Genomic DNA, 18,177 nt, shown 5'->3' on the forward strand with positions numbered 1-18,177 from the left:
TTTCACACCCAGCAAGGTTCGCCACCACGCGCCAATTGCGCGTCTTGCGGAAAACGAAATCTAAGCGAACACAAGTCTGTTCGAAAGTGAAAACACTATGACAGCCGAGGGCCCGGCCAGGGCAGGAGTGCAGGCGGGAGCGAGGCGGGAGATGGAATGGTTGACGCCCGCCTTTCGCTATCGAAGATAACGGCAGGCAAAGACCGCGCGGGATGCGCCGGCAAGCAAGGGACGAGGGTGGCATGGCGGAAGACTGCATTCTGGCAATCGACCAGGGAACGACCAGCACACGGGCGATCGTGTTCGACCGTGACGGCCGGCCGCGGGCCAGCGCCCAGCGCGAGTTCCGGCAGATCTATCCCGCCGACGGCTGGGTCGAGCACGATCCCGAAGAGATCTGGGCCAGCACCCTGACGGTCAGCCGCGCCGCCCTGCGCGATGCCGAGGCCAAGGGCCTGACCGTCAGGGCCATCGGCATCACCAATCAGCGGGAAACCAGCGTGGTCTGGGAACGCGACAGCGGCCGCGCGATCCACGACGCCATCGTCTGGCAAGACCGCCGCACCGCCGCCGTCTGCGACAAGCTGCGCAGCCCGGAGGTGGAGCAGATGGTGGCCGAGCGCTCGGGCCTGCGCATCGACCCCTACTTTTCCGCCACCAAGATCGCCTGGATCCTGGACAATGTGGACGGCGCCCGGCTCAAGGCCGAGGGCGGCGACCTGGCATTCGGCACAATCGACAGCTTCCTGCTCTGGCGCCTGACCGGCGGCCGGGTGCACGCCACCGACGCCACCAACGCCTGCCGCACCGGCCTCTACAACATCCACGACATGGCCTGGGACCCCGAGCTGCTGCGCCTTTACCGGGTGCCGGAAGCGCTGCTGCCGCGGGTCGAGGACTGCACCGCCGACTTCGGCACGACCGACCCGGAGCTCTTCGGTCGGCCCATCCCCATCCTGGGCATGGCGGGCGACCAGCAGGCCGCTGCCATCGGGCAGACCTGCTTCAGCGAAGGCTCTATCAAGTCGACCTACGGCACCGGCTGCTTCGTCATTCTCAACACCGGGGAAACGCCGGTGCTGTCGCGCAACCGGCTGCTGACCACCATCTGCTATCGCATCGGCGGCAAGACCACCTACGCCATCGAGGGCTCGATCTTCATCTCGGGCGCGACGGTGCAGTGGCTGCGCGATGGCCTCGGCATCATCAAGCGCGCCTCGGACACCGAGGCCCTGGCCCGCAGCACGCAATCGAACGCCGGGGTCTATCTCGTCCCGGCCTTCACCGGCCTGGGCGCGCCCTACTGGGATTCAGCTGCGCGCGGCGGGCTCTTCGGGCTGACGCGCGACACGGGGCCGGCCCAGATCGCCCGCGCGGCACTGGAATCGGTCTGCTACCAGACCCGCGACCTCTTCGAGGCTATGGCCGAGGACGGGGTGCGCCCCAAGGCGCTGCGGGTCGACGGCGGCATGGTGGCCAATGACTGGATGCTGCAGTTCCTGGCCGACATCCTGGCCATCCCGGTGGACCGGCCGGAGGTGCCGGAAACCACGGCCCTGGGCGCGGCCTACCTGGCCGGCCTGCAGGCCGGGCTCTACGGCTCGCTGGAAGAGATCGCCGGGCAGTGGCGCCACCAGGCCCGCTTCGAGCCGCGCCTGGCCGAACAGGACCGCAAGCAACTCCTGCAGGGCTGGGACGCCGCCGTGGCACGGGTGCGCACCGGCTAACGGGTCATCACTGCACCAGTGACTCCCAATCCAGCGCCTCAGCTGATGGCGCGGGTGAAGTCCGCCATCCAGCCCAGGCCGTCTTCCGTGCGCCCGGCAGGCCGGTACTCCGCCGCCAGGGCATCGTCGTAGCCCGTGGCCCGCAGGGCGGCGATGGCCGAGAGCAGGTCCAGCGTGCCCGTCCCTGGCTCATGCCGGCCCGGATTGTCGGCAAACTGCACATGACCGATGTGGGGCCCGGCACGGGTGATCGCCTCGTTCAGCGACGGCTCGGTGATGGCCATGTGGTAGAAGTCGAACTGCAGTTGCAGATTCTCACGCTCCGCGCGGGCCAGCGCCTCCAGCCCGGCATCGAGAGAATTCAGGAAGAAGCCCGGCACGTCCACTGGGTTGATTGCCTCCACCTGCACGGCCAGGCCCGCTTCGCCCAGGCGGTCGGCGGCCAGGCGCAGATTGCCGGTCAGGGTCTTCCAGATCTCCTCGCGCGGCGCATCGGCCGGCGGCTTTCCGGCCAGGACATTGATCTTGCGCGCGCCCAGGCCGCGCGCGTAGTCGAGGCAGGTGTCGACCGCCGCTCGGAAGTCGGTCTCGCGGCCGGGCAGGCTGGCCATACCGGCTTCGCCCGCTTCGGGATCGCCGGCCGGCACGTTGATCAGGACGATGTCCACCCCCGCCGCATCGCGCGCACGCTGCAGTTCCTCCAGCGGATGGAAGTGCGGGAACTGGATCTCGACGGTGGAAAAGCCGGCCGCGGCCGCGGCGCCGAAGCGCTCGCTCATGGGCCGGTCATCGAACAGCATCGACAGGTTGGCTGCCAGGTACACGGAAACGCCCTCCTCCCTCTTGTTCACGGCCGGCACCACGGCCGCCCATTGCGTATCGGCCAGGCGCTGCGCCCGGCCGTTCATCCCCGCCGGCGCGTCACTCCAGGTCTTCAGCCAGGATTGAGATGTGCAGGTCGTAGGAGACCTCACCGTCCTCTTCATCGCGGTGCAGGACGCCGACAAACTCCTCCCCGGAATAAACTTCGATGGGCGCGCCAGCCTTGGCGGGCGCCTGAATGGAGATGCTGTCGCTCTCGAAGGTGCGGCGCAGATAGCTCTGCACCTTGGCGATCTCATTCGGGGTCATGAACACACTCTCCTGATACTTCCACTCTGATACTTTTGTACGGGAGGTCGGCGAAGCCACCTCTCCCCACGTTTCGCCTACATCCCGTCTACGATGCTTCACGAGCGCAGTGTCTGCATCCCGCGCCGGAGTCGGGGCCCCTGTTGTGGGACCGCAGACTGCCGGACGCAAGGCCTGGGCCAGCCCTGCGGCCGTCAATCGGCGCGCTCAGGGCGCGGCGCGCCCAGCTCATAGGTCAGTTCCTGCTCCGCCAGGGACAGCGCCTCGGGCGTGCCCACATGATACCAGGGGCCCTCATGGCGCAGGCCCCAAAGGCGCTCGCTCTCCAGCGCGCGGTCCCAAAGCAGATTGAAGGAAAAGGCGCCCGACGGCGCGTCCCGGAGCAGGCGCGGATGCACCAGTTGCACTCCGGCATAGGCGAAGGGCGCCACCTCGCGTTCGATCCGGCGCCGCACCCGGCCATCCGGCGTGAGGAAGAAATCCCCCAGCCCCTCGAAACCAAGCGCGGAGACCGTCGGCTGCAGCAGCAAAAGCGCGTCCATCTGCGCTTCGTCCCAGGCCGCACAGAGACGCTCCAGCGCCGGCTCCGCCCCGTCGAGCCAGAGCGCATCGCCGTTGACCACGAAGAAGGCTGTATCGCCCAGCAGGGGAAGCGCCTTGGCCACGCCGCCGCCAGTATCAAGCAGGTCCAGCTCCTCAGAGAAGATCACCTGAGGCCGATTGCGCTCCGCAAGGCAGCGGCGCAGCTCTTCACCCAGGTGATGCAGATTGACCACCGCCTGCTCCACCCCGGCCTCGGCCAGTCGGTCTAGCGCCCGTTCGGCCAGGGAGCGTCCTTGTACGGGCAGCAGAGGTTTGGGGGTCTTGTCCGTGAGCGGACGCATGCGCTCGCCGCGGCCGGCGGCCAGCAGCATGGCGCGGGTGGGTCGGATCATGCGGCGGCTCCCCTGTCCGGTACCCGGCGCAGCTCACCGGGCAGATAGCGCGCAAACCAGTCGTTGAGCGGCGCCAGCTCCGGCCGCTCCAGGGCTCGATCCAGCAGGCGCCAGAGGCGCGGGACGTGCCTGAGATAACTCGGCTTGCCGTCCCGGCGGTCGAGCCGCACGAAGACCCCTAGGATGCGCACGGTGCGCTGGGCGCCGAGCACCCAATAGGCGGCTTCCAGGGTCTGCGGGTCGATCTCGCCGGCGAAGGCCACGCAGTAGCGCTCGAACATGGCGCGCTCGACCTCCGCCGGCACGTCGCGCCGGGCATCCTGCAGCAGGGAGACCAGATCATAGGCCGGCGACCCCAGGACCGCGTCCTGGAAATCCAGCAGCCCGCAGGCCGTTACCCCGGGCCGCTCGGACAGGACCATCAGATTGTCCACGTGGTAGTCGCGCAGCACCAGGGTGGGCGGCAGGGCGAAGGCCGGCGGCAGCACCGCCTCCCAGGCTTCGCGGAAACGCTCGCGCATCAGGTCGTCGGCGTCGCGGCCGGTCAAGGCCGGCACCATCCAGTCCAGCAGCAGCTCCGCCTCCAACGGCAGGGAGCGCGCGTCGAAGGCCGACAGACCGGCGCCCAACGCCGGATCCCAGCGGCGGTGCAGCACGATGAGGGTGTCGGTGGCCAGTTGATAGAGCGCGCTTTCATCCGCTCCCTCGGCCAGGGCCCGGGTGAAGGTACGATCGCCCAGATCCTCCAGCAGCAGGAACCCCTGCTCCAGGTCGGCCGCCAGTACGCGTGGGGCTGAAAGCTCCAGGGCGGCCAGTATCTCCGCCACTTGCCGGAATGCCTCGGGCTTTTCCCGATCCGGGGGCGCATCCATCAAGACGGCTTGTCGCGTTCCCGACGTCACCCGATGATAGCTGCGAAAAGAGGCATCGGCGGCGAGCAGCCGGATGTCGGCGCCGGTCCAACCAGCCGCACCGAGGAAGTCCCCGGCCGCGGCTCTGCGCGAGGGTGTCACGCCGGCCCCTCCTGCCAATCGCGCAACCGCGCCTGCCATGCCCCACTGCCGCAGAGACTGGCCCGTCGGCCCTCCTCCGCGTGCTGGAGGTGCACCTCCAGGCGCTCAGCGGGCAGGGCTGCGCCCAGCCGCTCCGGCCATTCGATCAGGCTCACGCCCTCGGCCAAGGCTTCCTCCAGTCCCAGTTCCCAGGCTTCATCGGCCGCTTCCAGTCGATAGAGATCGAAATGCCATAGCTCCAGTTCCCCGCGGTGATAGGTCTGCACCAGGGTGAAGGTGGGGCTTGGCACCTCCTCCACCGGCCCGGGCAAAGCATTCACCAGGGCGCGCACGAAGGCCGTCTTACCGGCACCCAGGTCACCGAACAGCGCGATCACGTCACCGGTCCGCAAAAGCGGCGCCAGCCGCTGCGCGAGCGCGGCCGTGGCTGCCTCGTCGGGCAGATCGAAGGTGAGCGCGTCCGGTGCTGACGACTGCGGCATGGAGCGGTTCTACACGGGGCTTCAGCGTCATCGCAACGCCCAAGAACGACTTGCGCGTCGGCCCGCACCACGAGCATGCGCGCCGGCGGAGTTGCATCCCCGGCTCCGCCCGGCCATCTTCCGATCCTGCGCGGGCACCCCCCGCGCCAAACCCTTTCCCAGTGCGACCCCGCTTCGGAGTGCTCATGCCCGCGCAGCCCTTGAACAGCGATGTTGCTATCGTCGGTGCCGGACCGGTCGGTCTTTTCGCCGTCTTCGAATGCGGCATGCTGCGCATGCGCTGCCAGGTGATCGATTCCCTCGATGTCATCGGCGGACAGTGTGCCGCGCTCTATCCCGAGAAGCCGATCTACGACATTCCCGGCTATCCGCGGATCGGCGCCGGCGAACTCATCGAGCGCCTGCGCGAACAGGCCGCGCCCTTCGAGCCGGGCTATCATCTTGGGCAGAGCGTGGTCGGCCTGGAACGGCGGGACGAAGGCTGGCGGCTCACCACCTCCAAGGGCCAGGTCATCCAGGCCAAGGCGGTGATCATCGCCGCCGGCGCCGGGGCCTTCGGGCCCAACCGACCGCCGCTGGCCGATCTGGAGCACTATGAGGACCGGTCGGTCTTCTATGCCGTGACCCAGCCCGAGAACCTGCGCGGCAAGCGGGTGGTCATTGCCGGCGGAGGCGATTCGGCGCTCGACTGGTCCATCCTGCTCGCCGACATCGCCGAGAAGGTCTACGTGATCCACCGCCGCGCCAAATTCCGCGGTGCGCCGGAGTCGGTCGCCCGGCTGCATGCCCTGGCCGAGGCGGGCAAGGTCGAGCTGGTGGTGCCCTGCCAGCTCCACCGTCTGGAAGGCGATACCGAGGCGGGACAGCTCTCGGCCGTGGTGGCGCGGGACCTGGACGGACAGGAGCGGCGGCTGGATGCGGACACCCTGCTGCCCTTCTTCGGGCTGTCGATGAACCTGGGGCCCATCGCCGAGTGGGGGCTTGCGCTGCACAAGGGGCAGGTCGCGGTGGATCCAGCCACCTGCGAGACCTCCCTGCCCGGCGTCTTCGCCATCGGCGACATCGCGGACTATCCGCGCAAGCTGAAGCTGATCCTCACCGGCTTTGCCGAGGCCGCGAGCGCCGCCCACGCCATTCATCCCCTGGTCCATCCTGACGAGGAGCTGCACTGGGAGTACTCGACCACCAAGGGCGTGCCAGGGTTCTGACCCTCGGCGATTGGACCAGGCCTCTCAGCCGTTCCAACGATGGTCCCGGCGCCCGGCGCTTGCTTGCCGGTTCGCGGGCGCTATGCCATTGTGCAGTGCCGTTACTGCGGACAAGGTCCGGCGCCGGCAAGCCGAGTGATCGCGAGCCCTGTCTTGCCGATCCGGGCTGTGCTGCGAGCGCCAGGCAAGAAGACCCATTCAAGGCCAATCATCGACGGAGACCCGCGTTATGAGCCCAGCCGCCCAGCCGGCCCAGGACAAGATCAAGAGCGACACCGCCACGCCTTTCGTCTGGGAAGATCCCCTCCTGCTCGACGAGCAGCTTACGGAAGACGAGCGCATGGTGCGCGACGCAGCCCGCGACTACTGCCGCGACAAGCTGATGCCGCGGGTCCTGGAAGCCAATCGCCATGAGCGCTTCGATCGCGAGATCATGAACGAGATGGGCGAACTGGGCTTCCTGGGCGCGACGCTGCCGGAGAAGTACGGCTGCGCCGGCGTCAACTACGTCTGCTACGGCCTGATCGCGCGCGAGGTGGAGCGGGTGGACAGCGGTTATCGCTCGGCCATGAGCGTGCAGTCTTCCCTCGTCATGCACCCGATCCACACCTATGGCACCGACGCGCAGCGCGACAAGTACCTGCCGAAGCTGGCCAGCGGCGAGTGGGTGGGCTGTTTCGGGCTGACCGAGCCCGACGCCGGTTCCGACCCCGGCTCCATGCGCACCACCGCGAAGAAGGTGGACGGCGGCTATGTGCTGAACGGCACCAAGATGTGGATCACCAACTCGCCGATCGCCGACGTCTTCGTGGTCTGGGCCAAGACCGAGGACGGCAAGATCCGCGGCTTCGTGCTGGAGAAGGGCATGAAGGGCCTTTCCGCGCCAAAGATCGAGGGCAAGTTCTCGCTGCGCGCGTCGACCACCGGCGAAATCGTCATGGACAATGTCGAGGTGCCGGAAGACGCCCTGCTGCCCAACGTCTCGGGCCTGCGCGGGCCCTTCGGCTGCCTCAACCGGGCGCGCTACGGCATCGCCTGGGGCGCACTGGGCGCGGCCGAGTTCTGCTGGCACGCCGCGCGGCAGTACACCCTGGACCGCAAGATGTTCGGCCGCCCGCTGGCCGCCACGCAGCTCATGCAGAAGAAGCTGGCCGACATGCAGACCGAGATCACCATCGGCCTGCAGACCTGCCTGCGCATCGGACGGCTGATCGACGAGGGCAAGATGATGCCCGAGGCCATCTCCCTGGCGAAGCGCAACTCCTGCGGCAAGGCGCTCGATATCGCCCGCGTCGCCCGTGACATGCACGGCGGCAACGGCATCGCCGACGAGTTCCATGTCATCCGTCACGTCATGAACCTGGAGGCCGTCAACACCTACGAGGGCACCCATGACGTCCATGCCCTGATCCTGGGCCGGGCCCAGACCGGCATTCAGGCGTTCGGATGAGCGAGGTCGACAGCGTTCAGTCGCTGCGCGAGCACTACGGCGAGCCCAGCGAAACGGCCCAGCGCAAGCAGATCGACCGGCTGGATGAGCACTGTCGCACGCTGATCGCCGCTGCACCCTTCGTGATCATCGGCACGGCAAACGCCCGCGGGGAGCAGGACGTCAGCCCCCGCGGCGACCCGCCGGGCTTCGTCAAGGTGCTGGACGACCGGCACCTTCTGATTCCCGACCGGCCGGGCAACCGCCGCGTGGACAGTCTCTCCAACCTGCTGGAGAACCCGGGCATCGGGTTGCTGTTCATGATTCCGGGGATGAACGAGACCCTGCGGATCAACGGCCGCGGGCGCATCGTCACCGAGCCGGAGGTGCTGGCGGACCTGGCAGTCCAGGGCAAGCCGGCGGTCAGCGCCATCCTGGTGGAGGTGGAGACGGCCTACATGCACTGCGGCAAGGCGCTGATCCGCTCCAAGCTCTGGGCACAGGAAAGCCAGGTGGACCGGAGGTCACTGCCGTCACTGGGTCGGATTCTGGCGGACCAGATCCAGGGGCTGAACGCGCGCGAGCAGGAAGAACGCCTGGAAGAAGCCTACCGCACACGGCTCTACTGAGAGGGGAAGAGCGCCTGTCACCCGGCCTTGGGAAACGGCCCGTCACGCCTTTCCTATGACCGTGATGTGCAACTCCTTGATGACGGACAGAAGGCACGCGAGTTCAGGGAGATTCGTTGCCGGGCTGTCCGCGTTGATGCTGCTTGGCACGGCGCGGTCATAGATGGCGACGCACTGCTTGTTGGTGATGCGCGACATGTAGACCACTCCGTCTACGTCGGTTTGGTCGTAGAGTTCTTGACTGAAGCGCCTGCCCGCAGCCTGCGCCTTTGCACGCACGGCGTCGGTTGTGACGCCCAAGAGCGCTCGCACCATCGAACCGCAGGTCAAGCAGGAACAGCGATAGTCCTATTAGTGCCGTCTGTCCACTTTGTCCCATTCACCCAATTTGCTTCGCGCCATCGCCTGCTCGGCCGACCTCTCCGTATGAATCTTGATGGAGATCATGGGTGGGCAGAACCGAGAAGCGGCAGAAACCGATAAAGCTGCGGACCCTGTGGCCTTCACCCCCAAACATCGATGTACCCTAAAGCTCTCAACCCTCATTCTTGAAAATACACCATAGTGGTGCTAAATTGCGGTATGGCTGAGAAGCGAAAGCCAACCTACGACCTGGCTGCGATCCAGGAGGCCTTTTGGTCCGCCGATCGCCTGGTGGCAACGAGCACGGCCATCCGAACCGCAGCTTCGCTTGGTTTCGGTCGTCGTGAGATTGTCGCGACGATTCAGTCCATGGAACGGCGGCAGTTTGTGAAGTCCATGACCTCATACGCCGATCATCGCGTCTGGCAGGATGTTTATCATGTGCCGTCGGAGGCCGGGGTTTTGTACGTCAAGTTCACGGCGGACGTGATGACCGAGTTCTTGCTGCTCTCATTCAAGGAGAAAGGCGATGGCTGAACAAATCTGTCCAAAATCCGGACACCCTATGGTGCGCGACATCCGTCCAATGACAATCGAGTACCAGGACCACTCGCTCGAAGTTGATATGCCCGGTTGGTATTGTGAGCACTGCGGCGAAGGTGTTCACACTGGCAAGGACATGATCGTTTCCGACCGGGCACTCAATCGCTTGAAGGCTCAGGTCGAGGGCCTGCTTTTGCCTGAAACGGTCAAGCGCATTCGCAAGCGCTTGAAACTCACACAGAGAGAAGCCGGGACGATAATCGGTGGTGGCCCCAACGCTTTCCAGAAATATGAAAGTGGGGAAATTCTAGTGAGTAAAGCAGTCGCAAGCGCCTTACTGCTTCTAGACAGAAATCCCGAGAACCTGGCTATTCTGAGGTCCCGAAACGAGGACCATCACGCAGCCGCCTGAATTTTACTGATCCCAGCTCGTGCAGCGAACTGACACTGTCGTCCCTGGAACTCTCACACAGTGAGTCAGATCGGGCGGGCACCGTTTAAGGGCGCAGCGGCCGCGACCGGCGGCGCCAGGAGGGCTTCGGCCAGACGAAGCAGGTCCGCCTGATCCAGCGCGCGGCAGTTGGCGTCCAGCATGGGGCGGTTCTCCGGCGCCAGGGTCTGGGCGACCAGCGCCCGGGGCACCAGCCCGCTGCCAGAAAGATCCAGATCGACTCCCAGGCTCTGCAAAAAGGCTTCGAAGGCCTGCGGCAGGGCAGCGGCCAGGCCGGCCTCATCGCTGCCGTCGAACCCGAAGGCCCGGGCCACCTCCGCATGAGCCGCGGGTGCCGCAGCCGCATTGCCGGTGAGCGCGACCCGCAGGCTCATCGCCACTGCGCGGCCGTGGTGCACATGTCCCAAGACCCCCAGCGCGTGGCCCAGGGCATGGGCAACGCCAGTCCCGGCCAGATCGATTGCCTGCCCCGCCAGCCAGGAGGCCAGCAGCATCTCCCCGCGAGCCTCCAGGTCGTCGGGCACTGCCAGGGCGCGTGGCAAGGCGCGGCGCACCAGGCGGATGGCCTGCAGGGCCGGTGCGCCCACCAGAGGATGGCTGCGCCGCGAGGTCACTGCCTCGATTGCGTGCACCAGGGCATCGACACCGGTCGCGGCCGTAAGCGCCGGCGGGAGGCTGAGGGTGAGTTCCGGATCCAGCAGCGCAGCGCGGGCGCGCAGGCCCTCTCCCCAGGCCCAAACCTTGGCGCCGGATGCCAGAGTGAGGATCGCCGTGCGCGTGGCTTCCGAGCCGGTGCCGGCGGTGGTGGGGATCAGCACCGTCGGCAGGGCGCCCTCGGGAAAGGCGCGCGCACCGAGGCAATAGCCAGCGACCCCATCAGGCGCAGGCGCCGTTGCGGCCACCAGCTTGGCCATGTCCAGCGCCGAGCCGCCGCCCAGGCCGACCACCGCTTGCGCGCCGAAAGCCCGCGCTTCACCCGCAGCGGCATCGATGTCTTCGGCCAGGGGGTCGCTGCGCACATTCGCCATCACCGCAACCTCATGGCCGGCCTGGCGCAGCGCTTCGGCCGCTCGCTCCCCACTGGACGCAACTCCCGGGTCCACCAACAGCAGAACCCGCGCCACGGGACCGCAAGCCTGCGCCAAAATGGCGGGCAGCCGCTCCAGGCAGCCGAGGCCGAAGTGCAGGCGCGGAAAGGCAACCTCGATGGGCATAACGCTCGGTGGTTCGGACATGGGCGGGTTCCTCGGTGTGCCGTTGCGGAGTCACGGGCTTGATCCGCACCAGGGCGGGACGGTGCGACGCCGAAAGGCGCCTGTCCAGTGCCGGCCGATGCGCGATGCGGTTGAAAGTGCGTTGACCCCCGCCCCGCCACATCGCAGGCTTCACAAAGGCGCGGCAAACCGGGCTGCAAGGGGGCAAGGCCATGAAGATCACCCGCATCGAACAGAGCCGGCATCGGCTGGAGCTGGATCCGCCCTTCCATCCCTCCTGGGACACGCGGGTGCGACGCCATTTCGACGTCCACCTGGTCCGCATCGAGACCGACGAAGGCTTGGTGGGCGTGGGCTCGGGCGATGCCATGGCGGGCTTTGCCGGCCACGAGGAGCTCTTCATCGGGCGTGACCCGCGCGACCTGGAGCGTCACTTCCGGGTGATCGAGAACCTTTCCTTTCACTACGGACGCTGCTGGCCGCTCGACATCGCGCTCTGGGACCTCTTCGGGCAGATCACCGGGCAGCCACTCTGGCGGCTCCTGGGCGGCCGGTCGGATGGCGTGCATGCCTATGCCTCGTCGGGCAGCCTGCGCGACCCCGAGGAACTGGCCGACCTGGCGCAGCTTGTCGCCGAGGAGGGCTTCACCGCCCTGAAGATCCGCTTCCAGCGCAAGCGCTGGCGCGATGACATCGACGTGCTGGCCGCGGTGCGCGACGCCGTGGGCGACTCCCTGGCCTTGATGGTCGACTGCAATCAGGGTTGGCGCATGCCCTGGGACACGGCCCAGCCCTGGAGCCTGAAACAGGCCCAGGCGGTGGCGCGCGAGCTGGAAGGCCTGGACGTCTACTGGATGGAAGAGCCGCTGCACCGCGGCGACTACGAGGGCATGCGGCGCTTGCGCGAGAGCACCACGATCCGCATCGCCGGGGGGGAGATGACCCGGGAGCTGCACGAGCTGCGCGAGTTGATCGACCGCCGCTGCCTGGACGTGCTGCAGCCGGACGCCGTGGTGACCGGCGGCATCACCGGCCTGCGCCGCATCGCCGATCAGGCACTGGCGTGCGGACTCGAGTTCACGCCGCACACCTGGGGCAACGGCATCGGCCTGCTGGCCAACGCCCATCTGGCCGCCGGCTGCGCCGGCTCACGCTATCTGGAATTCCCCTTCGACCCGCCTACCTGGACGCCGGAACGGCGCGACTTCCCGCTGGTCGAGCCGCTGATCGCCGGCGAGGACGGGTGGCTGCAGCTCAGCGAAGAGCCCGGGCTCGGCCTGGAATTGGACGAGGACCATCTGGAGTCCACGCGCATCGCATAGGCCGCAGCCGGAACTCAGTCCGACTCCGCTGCTTCGCGGTGCTCGGGGACCGACCAGGTGGGCCAGGGTTCGCCCAGGTCGGTGAGGTGGCAGCGGATGTCCGCCATCTCCAGGCGGATGCGCGCATGGTCCGAGAAGTGCAGCGTGATGCACTTGGGCTCGCTGGCGATGGTCAGGAGATTGAGGAACTGGTCGCGGGCCGTCAGGTCGACGCCCAGCGCCTGCACCCGGCGCACCTTGTCGAAGACCAGGGCGGCATTGCTGCGCCAATTGACCGGCCGGGCGTCCGCATCCTCGAAGCTGGCATCGCCCCCCAGTTCATCGCCTCCCGACGCATCGGCACCAGGCTCGCCCGAACCCGGCTTGGCTTGCGCCGGGCCATCACCCTCAGACCTGCTTTCAGATTCCAGCGCGTCCTTGCCCGCCCGCTCCCACAGGAAGCGGTTCAGCACCATGACGAAGCGCTTCTCGCGCTTCATCCAGCGGACATCGCGCAAGGGCACCAGCGCATCCTGGACGCAGGCTGCGATCACATCCATGTCCGCCACGTCATGCGCGCGCAGCTTCAAGGGCGCCGGCGGCGCCTCTCCCGTCCGAGTGTCAGTCAGCTCGTTAATCGTTCAATCTCCGCCCCGCAAGCGGCCAGCTTGGCCTCGATTCGCTCATAACCTCGGTCGAGATGATATATCCTGTTGATCACAGTTTCACCCTCTGCGGCCAATCCGGCCAGCACGAGGCATACCGAGGCGCGCAGATCCGTGGCCATCACCTCGGCCCCGGTGAGGCGTCGCTGCCCGCGTACGAGTGCGGAAGCCCCGTGAATCGTGATGTCCGCGCCCATGCGGATCAGCTCCGGCACATGCATGAAACGATTTTCGAAAATCGTTTCCGTGATCATCGACGCGCCCTCGGCAGTGGTCATCAACGCCATGAACTGGGCCTGAAGATCGGTGGCAAACCCCGGAAAGGCCTCGGTCATCACGTCGCTGCCGCGCAGCCGGCCATTGCGCCGCCGAGCCAGCAGGATCCCGTCGCTTTCCTCCACGGTGACGCCCGCCTGCCGCAGCACCGCGATAGGCCGCTCCAGATGCGCTGCCTGGGCGCCGTCCAAGCGCAGTTCGCCATCGGTAATCGCTGCGGCCATCAGGAAGGTTCCCGCCTCGATGCGGTCGGCGATCACCGGGTGGCTCGCCCCCTGCAGGTTGTTGCACCCGCGGATGGTGATGATCTCGCTGCCCTCCCCTTCGACCTCGGCTCCCATGGCGCGCAGGCAGACGGCAAGATCGCTGATCTCGGGCTCGCGCGCGGCATTGACCAGGCGGCTTTCCCCCTGGGCCAGGGCGGCCGCCATCATGGCGTTCTCCGTTGCGCCGACGGAGACGGTGGAAAAGACCACCTCGGCGCCGGTCAGCCCCTTGGGAGCGCTGGCATGGATGTAGCCGCCCTCGATGGCGATCTCTGCACCCATGGCCTCCATGGCCGAAAGGTGCAGGTCGACCGGCCGGGTGCCGATGGCGCAACCGCCCGGCAGCGAAACCTCGGCCTGCCCGAAGCGGGCCAGCAGCGGCCCCAGCACGAGCACGGAGGCGCGCATCTTGCGCACAAGATCATAGGGCGCGCGCAGGGAGGCAACATCGCCGGCCTGAATCTCGAGCACCAGCCCCTGCTCCCCCGCCGCGGGCCGCACTTCCGCAACCTCCGCCCCCAGGCCGGTGAGCAGTTGGCGCATGGAGGCGATATCGGCCAGGCGCGGCAGGTTGCTCAGGCGCAGCGGCTCAGGCGTGAGCAGGGCGGCCGCCATCAGCGGCAAGGCGGCATTCTTCGATCCACTGATCTGGATCGCGCCGTTGAGCGGACGGCCACCGCGAATGAGAATTCGGTCCATGAGTTCCGGGCAGGTTGTTGATCGGTGGTGCCGCGCGGGCTGCGGTCAGGATTTCCCCTCGTCCGAGGCCGGGGCCCGCTCGACCCGCGCACGGGCCTGCGCCTTGCGCTTGCGCAGGTTCTCGCGCAAGGCGGCGGCCAGCCGCGCCTCGCGCTCCTGCTGCTTCGCGCCCTGCGCCGACGGCTTGCCCTTCGCCGGGGAGCTGGTCTCGTCCTTCGACATGGCCGGCAATCTCAATCGGGAATGGGGCGAGGTCAAGGCGCCGGAATGGACGAGGTGGCACAAAGCTGCCCTGCTTGCTCTTGACCTTGGCGCGTGCGAGCCGATCTCATGCAGCATGATCGCACGCAGACCCTTCCTCCTCGGCCTCGCCGCTACCGGACTGTCGGCGCTGATGCCGCCTGCAGCCTGGGGCACGGTGCCCGAGGTCGAGGTCGTGGACGAAACCTATTTCGCCATCCGCCTGGGTAACGCCACCATCGGCCAGCACTTCCTGCGCGTGCGCCGGCAGGGCTCGGAGGTTGTCGCCCAGCAGGAGGGAGAGGCCACGGTGCGGATTGGGCCGGTGCCGGTGACCCGTATTCGTCAGTCCAGCACCGAAGTCTATCGCGACGGCCTGCTACACAGCCTCGAGATCGCCAACGAAAGCGGCTACTACGAGCCGCGCCGACGCAGCATCACGGCGCGCGCCGAGGGCGATGTCATCTATCTGGTGGACAATCAGGGCCGGGACTACGAAATCCCCCGCGACGCCATGCCGGGCAGCGGCTGGCGCAAGGCCTCGCTGCAGGCCCCGGTGCTGATCTCGCCGCGCAACGGCAAACCGCGCGAGCCTGCCGTTCACACGCACGGCACCCAGTCCATCGAGACGCCGGCCACAGGGCCGATAGAGGCCGAGCACTGGAGCCTCGAGGGCGACGACATGGATTCCCGCCTCTGGTACGAACCGGGCAGCGAGCGGCTGCTGCGCATGATCCTGAACTACGAAGGCCGCGACATCGAGTACCTGCGCGAGTAGCCCCGCCGTCCCCGGACTCCTGCTTCTGCCTACCGCGGAACCCATTGACCTCTCGCCAGAAGCGGTATAGCGCAGTCCTGGTAATCCTTTTGGGGGGAGGGGGCACTCCATGATGGCACTGCCGTTCGCGCTGATCTCCGGCGGCCTGATCGCGCTGCTGTGCGGCCGGCGCGGGCTCATGCTCGGGTTCTGGGGGGCGGCGTTGGCCTGGCTGCTGCTGCTCTTCTACCTGCACGCCAGCGATCCCCTGCCGCTGCAGTTCTAGGCCGCCGCCATGTCCCCCTACCTGCTGCGCCAGCTCAATGCCCTCGCCGGCCTCGCCATTGCCGGCCTGCTCGGCTTCGCTTTCCTGGATCAAATCGTCTTCGGCGACATTCCCTGCCCACTGTGCCTGCTGCAGCGGGTCGCCTTCCTCCTCGCGGGCTGCGGCTTTGCGCTGAACGCGGTTTTCGGCAGCCGGCCGACCCACTACGGCCTCACGCTGCTCGGAGCCGTGGCAGGCGCAAGCCTTTCGGCACGGCAGATGCTGCTGCACATCGTGCCGGGCAGCGGCAGCTATGGCGAGCCGCTCTTCGGCCTGCACTTCTATACCTGGGCCTTCATCGCCTTCGCGGCGATCATCGTCGGCTGCGCCGTCCTGCTGCTCTTCGAGGCGAGGGGCGCCAGGTCGGAATCTGGCCCCACCTGGCGATCCACACCCCTACTGGGCAAGCTCGCTGTCGGCCTGCTGTTGCTCATGGCGTTGGGCAATGCCGGCTCGACCTTCGCCGAATGCGAACTGGGCCTCTGCCCCGACGACCCCCTGGGCTACGAGCTTTTCGAGACGGACTGACCGGTCGGCCCGCAGCGGCAGACCTACGCCGCGCTCTTGCCCTGCACGATCAGGTGCTCCGGGCCGTAGGGGAAGCCGGTGATGCTGCGGTTGCCGTCTTCGGTGATCACGAGAATGTCGTGCTCACGATAGCCGCCGGCGCCCGGCTCGGACTCCGGAAGGGTGATCATCGGCTCCATGGAAACGACCATGCCCGGCGCCAGCACCGTCTCGCAATCCTCGCGCAACTCGAGGCCCGCCTCCCGGCCGTAGCAGTGACACAGCACGCCGAAGGAATGGCCGTAGCCGAAGGAGCGATACTGCAGCAGGTCCTCCGAAGCGTAGAGCTCGTTCAGCTCCATGGCGATTTCCGAGCATTTCCGGCCCGGCACCAAGAGCTCCTTGCCCCGGTCATGGGCCCGGCAGTTGAACTCCCAGAGCCGCAGATGGGCATCGCTCGCCGTTTCGGCGAAGAGCGTGCGCCCCAGGGCCACGTAGTAGCCGGCCACCATGGGAAAGCAGTTGAGCGAGAGGATGTCGCCGCGCTCGATGCGGCGGCTGGTGACCGGATTGTGCGCGCCATCGGTGTTGATACCGGACTGGAACCAGGTCCAGGTGTCCATCAGCTCGGCATGGGGCCAGGACCGTGCGATCTCCCGCACCATCGTTGCCGTTGAGTGCAGCGCCACCTCATGCTCCGGCACGCCCACCGCCGTCGCCTCGACACAGGCCGCGCCGCCAAGGTCGGCGATGCGCGCCATCTCGGTGATGTGGGCGATCTCCTCCTGAGACTTGATCATGCGCAGGCGCATGGCCGGTGCGGCGATGTCGACGAATTCGACGCCGGGGAACGCGTGCTCAAGCAGCTGCATCAGCTCCAGATTGACGTGATCGAACTCGATGCCGATGCGCCTGGCGCCGCCCGCCAGCTTGCGCACGGCATGGAAGTAGTTGGCCCGGTTCCAGTCGGTGTAGGTGACATTGTCGCCGAAGCTGCGCCGCCAGGGCTGCCCGCCGTCGATCCCGGCGCTGATCGTCGTGGCCGTCTCATGGTCGATCACCAGGCCATAGCGCCGGCCGAAGTAGCAGTAGAGAAAGTCCGAGTAGTAATTGATGTTGTGATAGGAGGTGAAGAGCGCGGCATCGATGCCCGCCTCCGCCATGTGCTGCCGGATGGCATCCTGCCGGCGCTGCATTTCCGCGGCCGAGAAGGTCGGCTGGGCCTTCTCGCCGTTCCCACGATAGTCTTGAAAGCGCTCGCGCTCCATCTCGGCTCCCCATTCGCATCAAGTTTTATTCGAGACTGAGGTCCGTTTGGCCACCTTTTCAAAGGAAGCTTTCTCGTGTCAGCATGAGTTCGCCTCATAAGATTCGATCTAACGCCGGATGGACTCGGCCACGGCCGTGCCCAGCGCCTGGTGGGCGGAGGGTTCGAGGTGGACGCCGTCTATCGGGCTCACGGTGGCAACCCAGCCGGCATCGAGGAACCTGAGCCCGCGGGCATCCGCCAGGGCGCTGTAGTGGGCTGCCAGTTCCCGGCTGACCGCAGTCGCCCCCCAGAACTCGCCGGCCAGCACGCCGGTTTCCTCCACCGAGGGCGGGCAGATCAGCAGGATGTCAAAGCCGCCGTGGCGCGCCTGGATATCCGGCGAGAGCGTGATGTCCAGCAGGCCGGCAATCCCGGCCGTCACCCGCTCGGGCGTCGGGGCGAAGCGGGTCTTGCAGTCGTTGGTGCCCAGCATCAAGGCCAGGAGATCGATGGGACCGTGACTGAGCAGGGCCATGTGCAGGCCGCTGCGCCCATTCATGTGCGCGCCCATCACCGGATCGTCAAACTGGGTGGTGCGGCCGGGCAGACCCTCTTCCACCAGCGACCACTCCGAGCCGAGGGCTGCGGCGCAGACCGTGGGCCAACGCGCCTGCGGGCCATGGCGGGCATAGTCGCCGCGCCGGACAATGGGCTTCAGGCCATGGGTGTTGCTGTCACCGAACGCGAGCAGGCAGGGCATGGCTGGC

22 protein-coding genes are annotated in these 18,177 nt (G+C 67.2%); 10 read left to right on the forward strand and 12 right to left on the reverse strand.

Features of this window, described 5'->3' with window-relative positions:
• Positions 1-242: 242 nt before the first annotated feature.
• Positions 243-1,727, forward strand: a complete 1,485-nt coding sequence (gene glpK, locus ABZ720_RS08685) for a glycerol kinase GlpK (RefSeq protein ID WP_366555120.1) — start codon at positions 243-245, stop codon at positions 1,725-1,727.
• A 38-nt stretch (positions 1,728-1,765) separates the two neighbouring features.
• On the opposite strand, the gene ABZ720_RS08690 is transcribed toward glpK, so the two are convergent.
• From ABZ720_RS08690 to tsaE, 5 genes are all read right to left on the reverse strand, one after another.
• A complete protein-coding gene (locus ABZ720_RS08690; protein WP_366555121.1) occupies positions 1,766-2,701 on the reverse strand; it encodes a hydroxypyruvate isomerase family protein in 936 nt (311 codons plus the stop codon).
• Complete coding sequence (locus tag ABZ720_RS08695; RefSeq protein WP_275823760.1) at positions 2,649-2,858, reverse strand: DUF3126 family protein; 210 nt, start codon at positions 2,856-2,858, stop codon at positions 2,649-2,651. Before ABZ720_RS08695 ends, ABZ720_RS08690 begins: the two co-directional genes overlap by 53 nt.
• Positions 2,859-3,052: 194 nt before the next feature.
• The gene (locus tag ABZ720_RS08700) at positions 3,053-3,793 is read right to left on the reverse strand and encodes a nucleotidyltransferase family protein (protein WP_366555122.1); all 741 of its coding nucleotides are present in this window, start codon (positions 3,791-3,793) and stop codon (positions 3,053-3,055) included.
• Positions 3,790-4,806 (reverse strand): aminoglycoside phosphotransferase family protein, encoded by a 1,017-nt coding sequence (locus tag ABZ720_RS08705; protein ID WP_366555123.1) that lies wholly within the window; start codon positions 4,804-4,806, stop codon positions 3,790-3,792. Before ABZ720_RS08705 ends, ABZ720_RS08700 begins: the two co-directional genes overlap by 4 nt.
• Positions 4,803-5,288 (reverse strand): tRNA (adenosine(37)-N6)-threonylcarbamoyltransferase complex ATPase subunit type 1 TsaE, encoded by a 486-nt coding sequence (tsaE, locus tag ABZ720_RS08710; RefSeq protein ID WP_366555124.1) that lies wholly within the window; start codon positions 5,286-5,288, stop codon positions 4,803-4,805. The genes ABZ720_RS08705 and tsaE overlap by 4 nt, the downstream gene beginning before the upstream one ends.
• Before the next feature lie 185 nt (positions 5,289-5,473).
• Between tsaE and ABZ720_RS08715 the strand changes: the two genes are divergently transcribed.
• From ABZ720_RS08715 to ABZ720_RS08725, 3 genes are all read left to right on the forward strand, one after another.
• Positions 5,474-6,496: an NAD(P)/FAD-dependent oxidoreductase gene (locus ABZ720_RS08715; RefSeq protein ID WP_366555125.1), complete on the forward strand. Its 1,023-nt coding sequence runs from the start codon at positions 5,474-5,476 to the stop codon at positions 6,494-6,496.
• Between the two features lie 229 nt (positions 6,497-6,725).
• Complete coding sequence (locus ABZ720_RS08720) at positions 6,726-7,946, forward strand: acyl-CoA dehydrogenase (RefSeq protein ID WP_366555126.1); 1,221 nt, start codon at positions 6,726-6,728, stop codon at positions 7,944-7,946.
• Complete coding sequence (locus tag ABZ720_RS08725; protein ID WP_366555127.1) at positions 7,943-8,554, forward strand: pyridoxamine 5'-phosphate oxidase family protein; 612 nt, start codon at positions 7,943-7,945, stop codon at positions 8,552-8,554. Before ABZ720_RS08720 ends, ABZ720_RS08725 begins: the two co-directional genes overlap by 4 nt.
• Positions 8,555-8,596: 42 nt before the next feature.
• On the opposite strand, the gene ABZ720_RS08730 is transcribed toward ABZ720_RS08725, so the two are convergent.
• Positions 8,597-8,752: a hypothetical protein gene (locus ABZ720_RS08730; protein ID WP_366555128.1), complete on the reverse strand. Its 156-nt coding sequence runs from the start codon at positions 8,750-8,752 to the stop codon at positions 8,597-8,599.
• Positions 8,753-9,136: 384 nt separating this feature from the next.
• Here ABZ720_RS08730 and ABZ720_RS08735 point away from each other — a divergent pair, with 384 nt between their 5' ends.
• Positions 9,137-9,454, forward strand: a complete 318-nt coding sequence (locus ABZ720_RS08735) for a type II toxin-antitoxin system MqsR family toxin (RefSeq protein WP_366555129.1) — start codon at positions 9,137-9,139, stop codon at positions 9,452-9,454.
• On the forward strand, positions 9,447-9,872 hold the full coding sequence (locus tag ABZ720_RS08740) for a type II toxin-antitoxin system MqsA family antitoxin (RefSeq protein WP_366555130.1): 426 nt from the start codon (positions 9,447-9,449) through the stop codon (positions 9,870-9,872). Before ABZ720_RS08735 ends, ABZ720_RS08740 begins: the two co-directional genes overlap by 8 nt.
• 65 nt (positions 9,873-9,937) lie before the next feature.
• Here the strand turns inward: ABZ720_RS08740 and ABZ720_RS08745 are convergent, their stop codons facing one another.
• Entirely contained in the window at positions 9,938-11,146 is a 1,209-nt protein-coding gene (locus ABZ720_RS08745; RefSeq protein ID WP_366555131.1) for an iron-containing alcohol dehydrogenase, read from the reverse strand.
• 191 nt (positions 11,147-11,337) lie between these two features.
• On the opposite strand from ABZ720_RS08745, the gene ABZ720_RS08750 reads away from it, so the two are divergent.
• The gene (locus ABZ720_RS08750; RefSeq protein ID WP_366555132.1) at positions 11,338-12,447 is read left to right on the forward strand and encodes a mandelate racemase/muconate lactonizing enzyme family protein; all 1,110 of its coding nucleotides are present in this window, start codon (positions 11,338-11,340) and stop codon (positions 12,445-12,447) included.
• A 14-nt stretch (positions 12,448-12,461) separates the two neighbouring features.
• On the opposite strand, the gene ABZ720_RS08755 is transcribed toward ABZ720_RS08750, so the two are convergent.
• The 3 genes from ABZ720_RS08755 to ABZ720_RS08765 are packed head-to-tail and all read right to left on the reverse strand — an operon-like array spanning position 12,462 to position 14,554.
• Positions 12,462-13,016, reverse strand: a complete 555-nt coding sequence (locus ABZ720_RS08755) for a DUF2948 family protein (protein WP_366555133.1) — start codon at positions 13,014-13,016, stop codon at positions 12,462-12,464.
• Positions 13,017-13,051: 35 nt separating this feature from the next.
• Positions 13,052-14,332: a UDP-N-acetylglucosamine 1-carboxyvinyltransferase gene (gene murA / locus ABZ720_RS08760; RefSeq protein ID WP_366555134.1), complete on the reverse strand. Its 1,281-nt coding sequence runs from the start codon at positions 14,330-14,332 to the stop codon at positions 13,052-13,054.
• A 45-nt stretch (positions 14,333-14,377) separates the two neighbouring features.
• A complete protein-coding gene (locus ABZ720_RS08765) occupies positions 14,378-14,554 on the reverse strand; it encodes a hypothetical protein (RefSeq protein ID WP_366555135.1) in 177 nt (58 codons plus the stop codon).
• Between the two features lie 115 nt (positions 14,555-14,669).
• Here ABZ720_RS08765 and ABZ720_RS08770 point away from each other — a divergent pair, with 115 nt between their 5' ends.
• From ABZ720_RS08770 to ABZ720_RS08780, 3 genes are all read left to right on the forward strand, one after another.
• A complete protein-coding gene (locus ABZ720_RS08770) occupies positions 14,670-15,350 on the forward strand; it encodes a DUF6134 family protein (protein WP_366555136.1) in 681 nt (226 codons plus the stop codon).
• Between the two features lie 109 nt (positions 15,351-15,459).
• A complete protein-coding gene (locus ABZ720_RS08775; protein ID WP_366555137.1) occupies positions 15,460-15,615 on the forward strand; it encodes a DUF5993 family protein in 156 nt (51 codons plus the stop codon).
• 9 nt (positions 15,616-15,624) lie between these two features.
• The gene (locus tag ABZ720_RS08780) at positions 15,625-16,182 is read left to right on the forward strand and encodes a disulfide bond formation protein B (protein ID WP_366555138.1); all 558 of its coding nucleotides are present in this window, start codon (positions 15,625-15,627) and stop codon (positions 16,180-16,182) included.
• A gap of 23 nt (positions 16,183-16,205) precedes the next feature.
• On the opposite strand, the gene ABZ720_RS08785 is transcribed toward ABZ720_RS08780, so the two are convergent.
• Both ABZ720_RS08785 and ABZ720_RS08790 read right to left on the reverse strand, forming a co-directional pair.
• Positions 16,206-17,429, reverse strand: a complete 1,224-nt coding sequence (locus ABZ720_RS08785; protein ID WP_366555139.1) for an aminopeptidase P family protein — start codon at positions 17,427-17,429, stop codon at positions 16,206-16,208.
• Positions 17,430-17,537: 108 nt separating this feature from the next.
• Positions 17,538-18,170, reverse strand: a complete 633-nt coding sequence (locus tag ABZ720_RS08790; RefSeq protein ID WP_366555140.1) for an SGNH/GDSL hydrolase family protein — start codon at positions 18,168-18,170, stop codon at positions 17,538-17,540.
• Between the last annotated feature and the right edge of the window lie 7 nt (positions 18,171-18,177).

Source organism: Aquibaculum sediminis, from assembly GCF_040712085.1.
GTDB classification, from domain to species: domain Bacteria; phylum Pseudomonadota; class Alphaproteobacteria; order Kiloniellales; family DSM-21159; genus Aquibaculum; species Aquibaculum sediminis.

Coding starts and splice junctions, on each gene's coding strand:
- ABZ720_RS08740 (WP_366555130.1), top strand. CDS start 9,447: ATGGCTGAACAAATCTGTCCAAAATCCGGACACCCTATGGTGCGCGAC.
- ABZ720_RS08770 (WP_366555136.1), top strand. CDS start 14,670: ATGATCGCACGCAGACCCTTCCTCCTCGGCCTCGCCGCTACCGGACTG.
- ABZ720_RS08735 (WP_366555129.1), top strand. CDS start 9,137: ATGGCTGAGAAGCGAAAGCCAACCTACGACCTGGCTGCGATCCAGGAG.
- ABZ720_RS08695 (WP_275823760.1), bottom strand. CDS start 2,858: ATGACCCCGAATGAGATCGCCAAGGTGCAGAGCTATCTGCGCCGCACC.
- glpK (WP_366555120.1), top strand. CDS start 243: ATGGCGGAAGACTGCATTCTGGCAATCGACCAGGGAACGACCAGCACA.
- ABZ720_RS08785 (WP_366555139.1), bottom strand. CDS start 17,429: ATGGAGCGCGAGCGCTTTCAAGACTATCGTGGGAACGGCGAGAAGGCC.
- ABZ720_RS08725 (WP_366555127.1), top strand. CDS start 7,943: ATGAGCGAGGTCGACAGCGTTCAGTCGCTGCGCGAGCACTACGGCGAG.
- tsaE (WP_366555124.1), bottom strand. CDS start 5,288: ATGCCGCAGTCGTCAGCACCGGACGCGCTCACCTTCGATCTGCCCGAC.
- murA (WP_366555134.1), bottom strand. CDS start 14,332: ATGGACCGAATTCTCATTCGCGGTGGCCGTCCGCTCAACGGCGCGATC.
- ABZ720_RS08790 (WP_366555140.1), bottom strand. CDS start 18,170: ATGCCCTGCCTGCTCGCGTTCGGTGACAGCAACACCCATGGCCTGAAG.
- ABZ720_RS08730 (WP_366555128.1), bottom strand. CDS start 8,752: ATGTCGCGCATCACCAACAAGCAGTGCGTCGCCATCTATGACCGCGCC.
- ABZ720_RS08780 (WP_366555138.1), top strand. CDS start 15,625: ATGTCCCCCTACCTGCTGCGCCAGCTCAATGCCCTCGCCGGCCTCGCC.
- ABZ720_RS08745 (WP_366555131.1), bottom strand. CDS start 11,146: ATGTCCGAACCACCGAGCGTTATGCCCATCGAGGTTGCCTTTCCGCGC.
- ABZ720_RS08765 (WP_366555135.1), bottom strand. CDS start 14,554: ATGTCGAAGGACGAGACCAGCTCCCCGGCGAAGGGCAAGCCGTCGGCG.
- ABZ720_RS08715 (WP_366555125.1), top strand. CDS start 5,474: ATGCCCGCGCAGCCCTTGAACAGCGATGTTGCTATCGTCGGTGCCGGA.
- ABZ720_RS08775 (WP_366555137.1), top strand. CDS start 15,460: ATGATGGCACTGCCGTTCGCGCTGATCTCCGGCGGCCTGATCGCGCTG.
- ABZ720_RS08700 (WP_366555122.1), bottom strand. CDS start 3,793: ATGATCCGACCCACCCGCGCCATGCTGCTGGCCGCCGGCCGCGGCGAG.
- ABZ720_RS08720 (WP_366555126.1), top strand. CDS start 6,726: ATGAGCCCAGCCGCCCAGCCGGCCCAGGACAAGATCAAGAGCGACACC.
- ABZ720_RS08750 (WP_366555132.1), top strand. CDS start 11,338: ATGAAGATCACCCGCATCGAACAGAGCCGGCATCGGCTGGAGCTGGAT.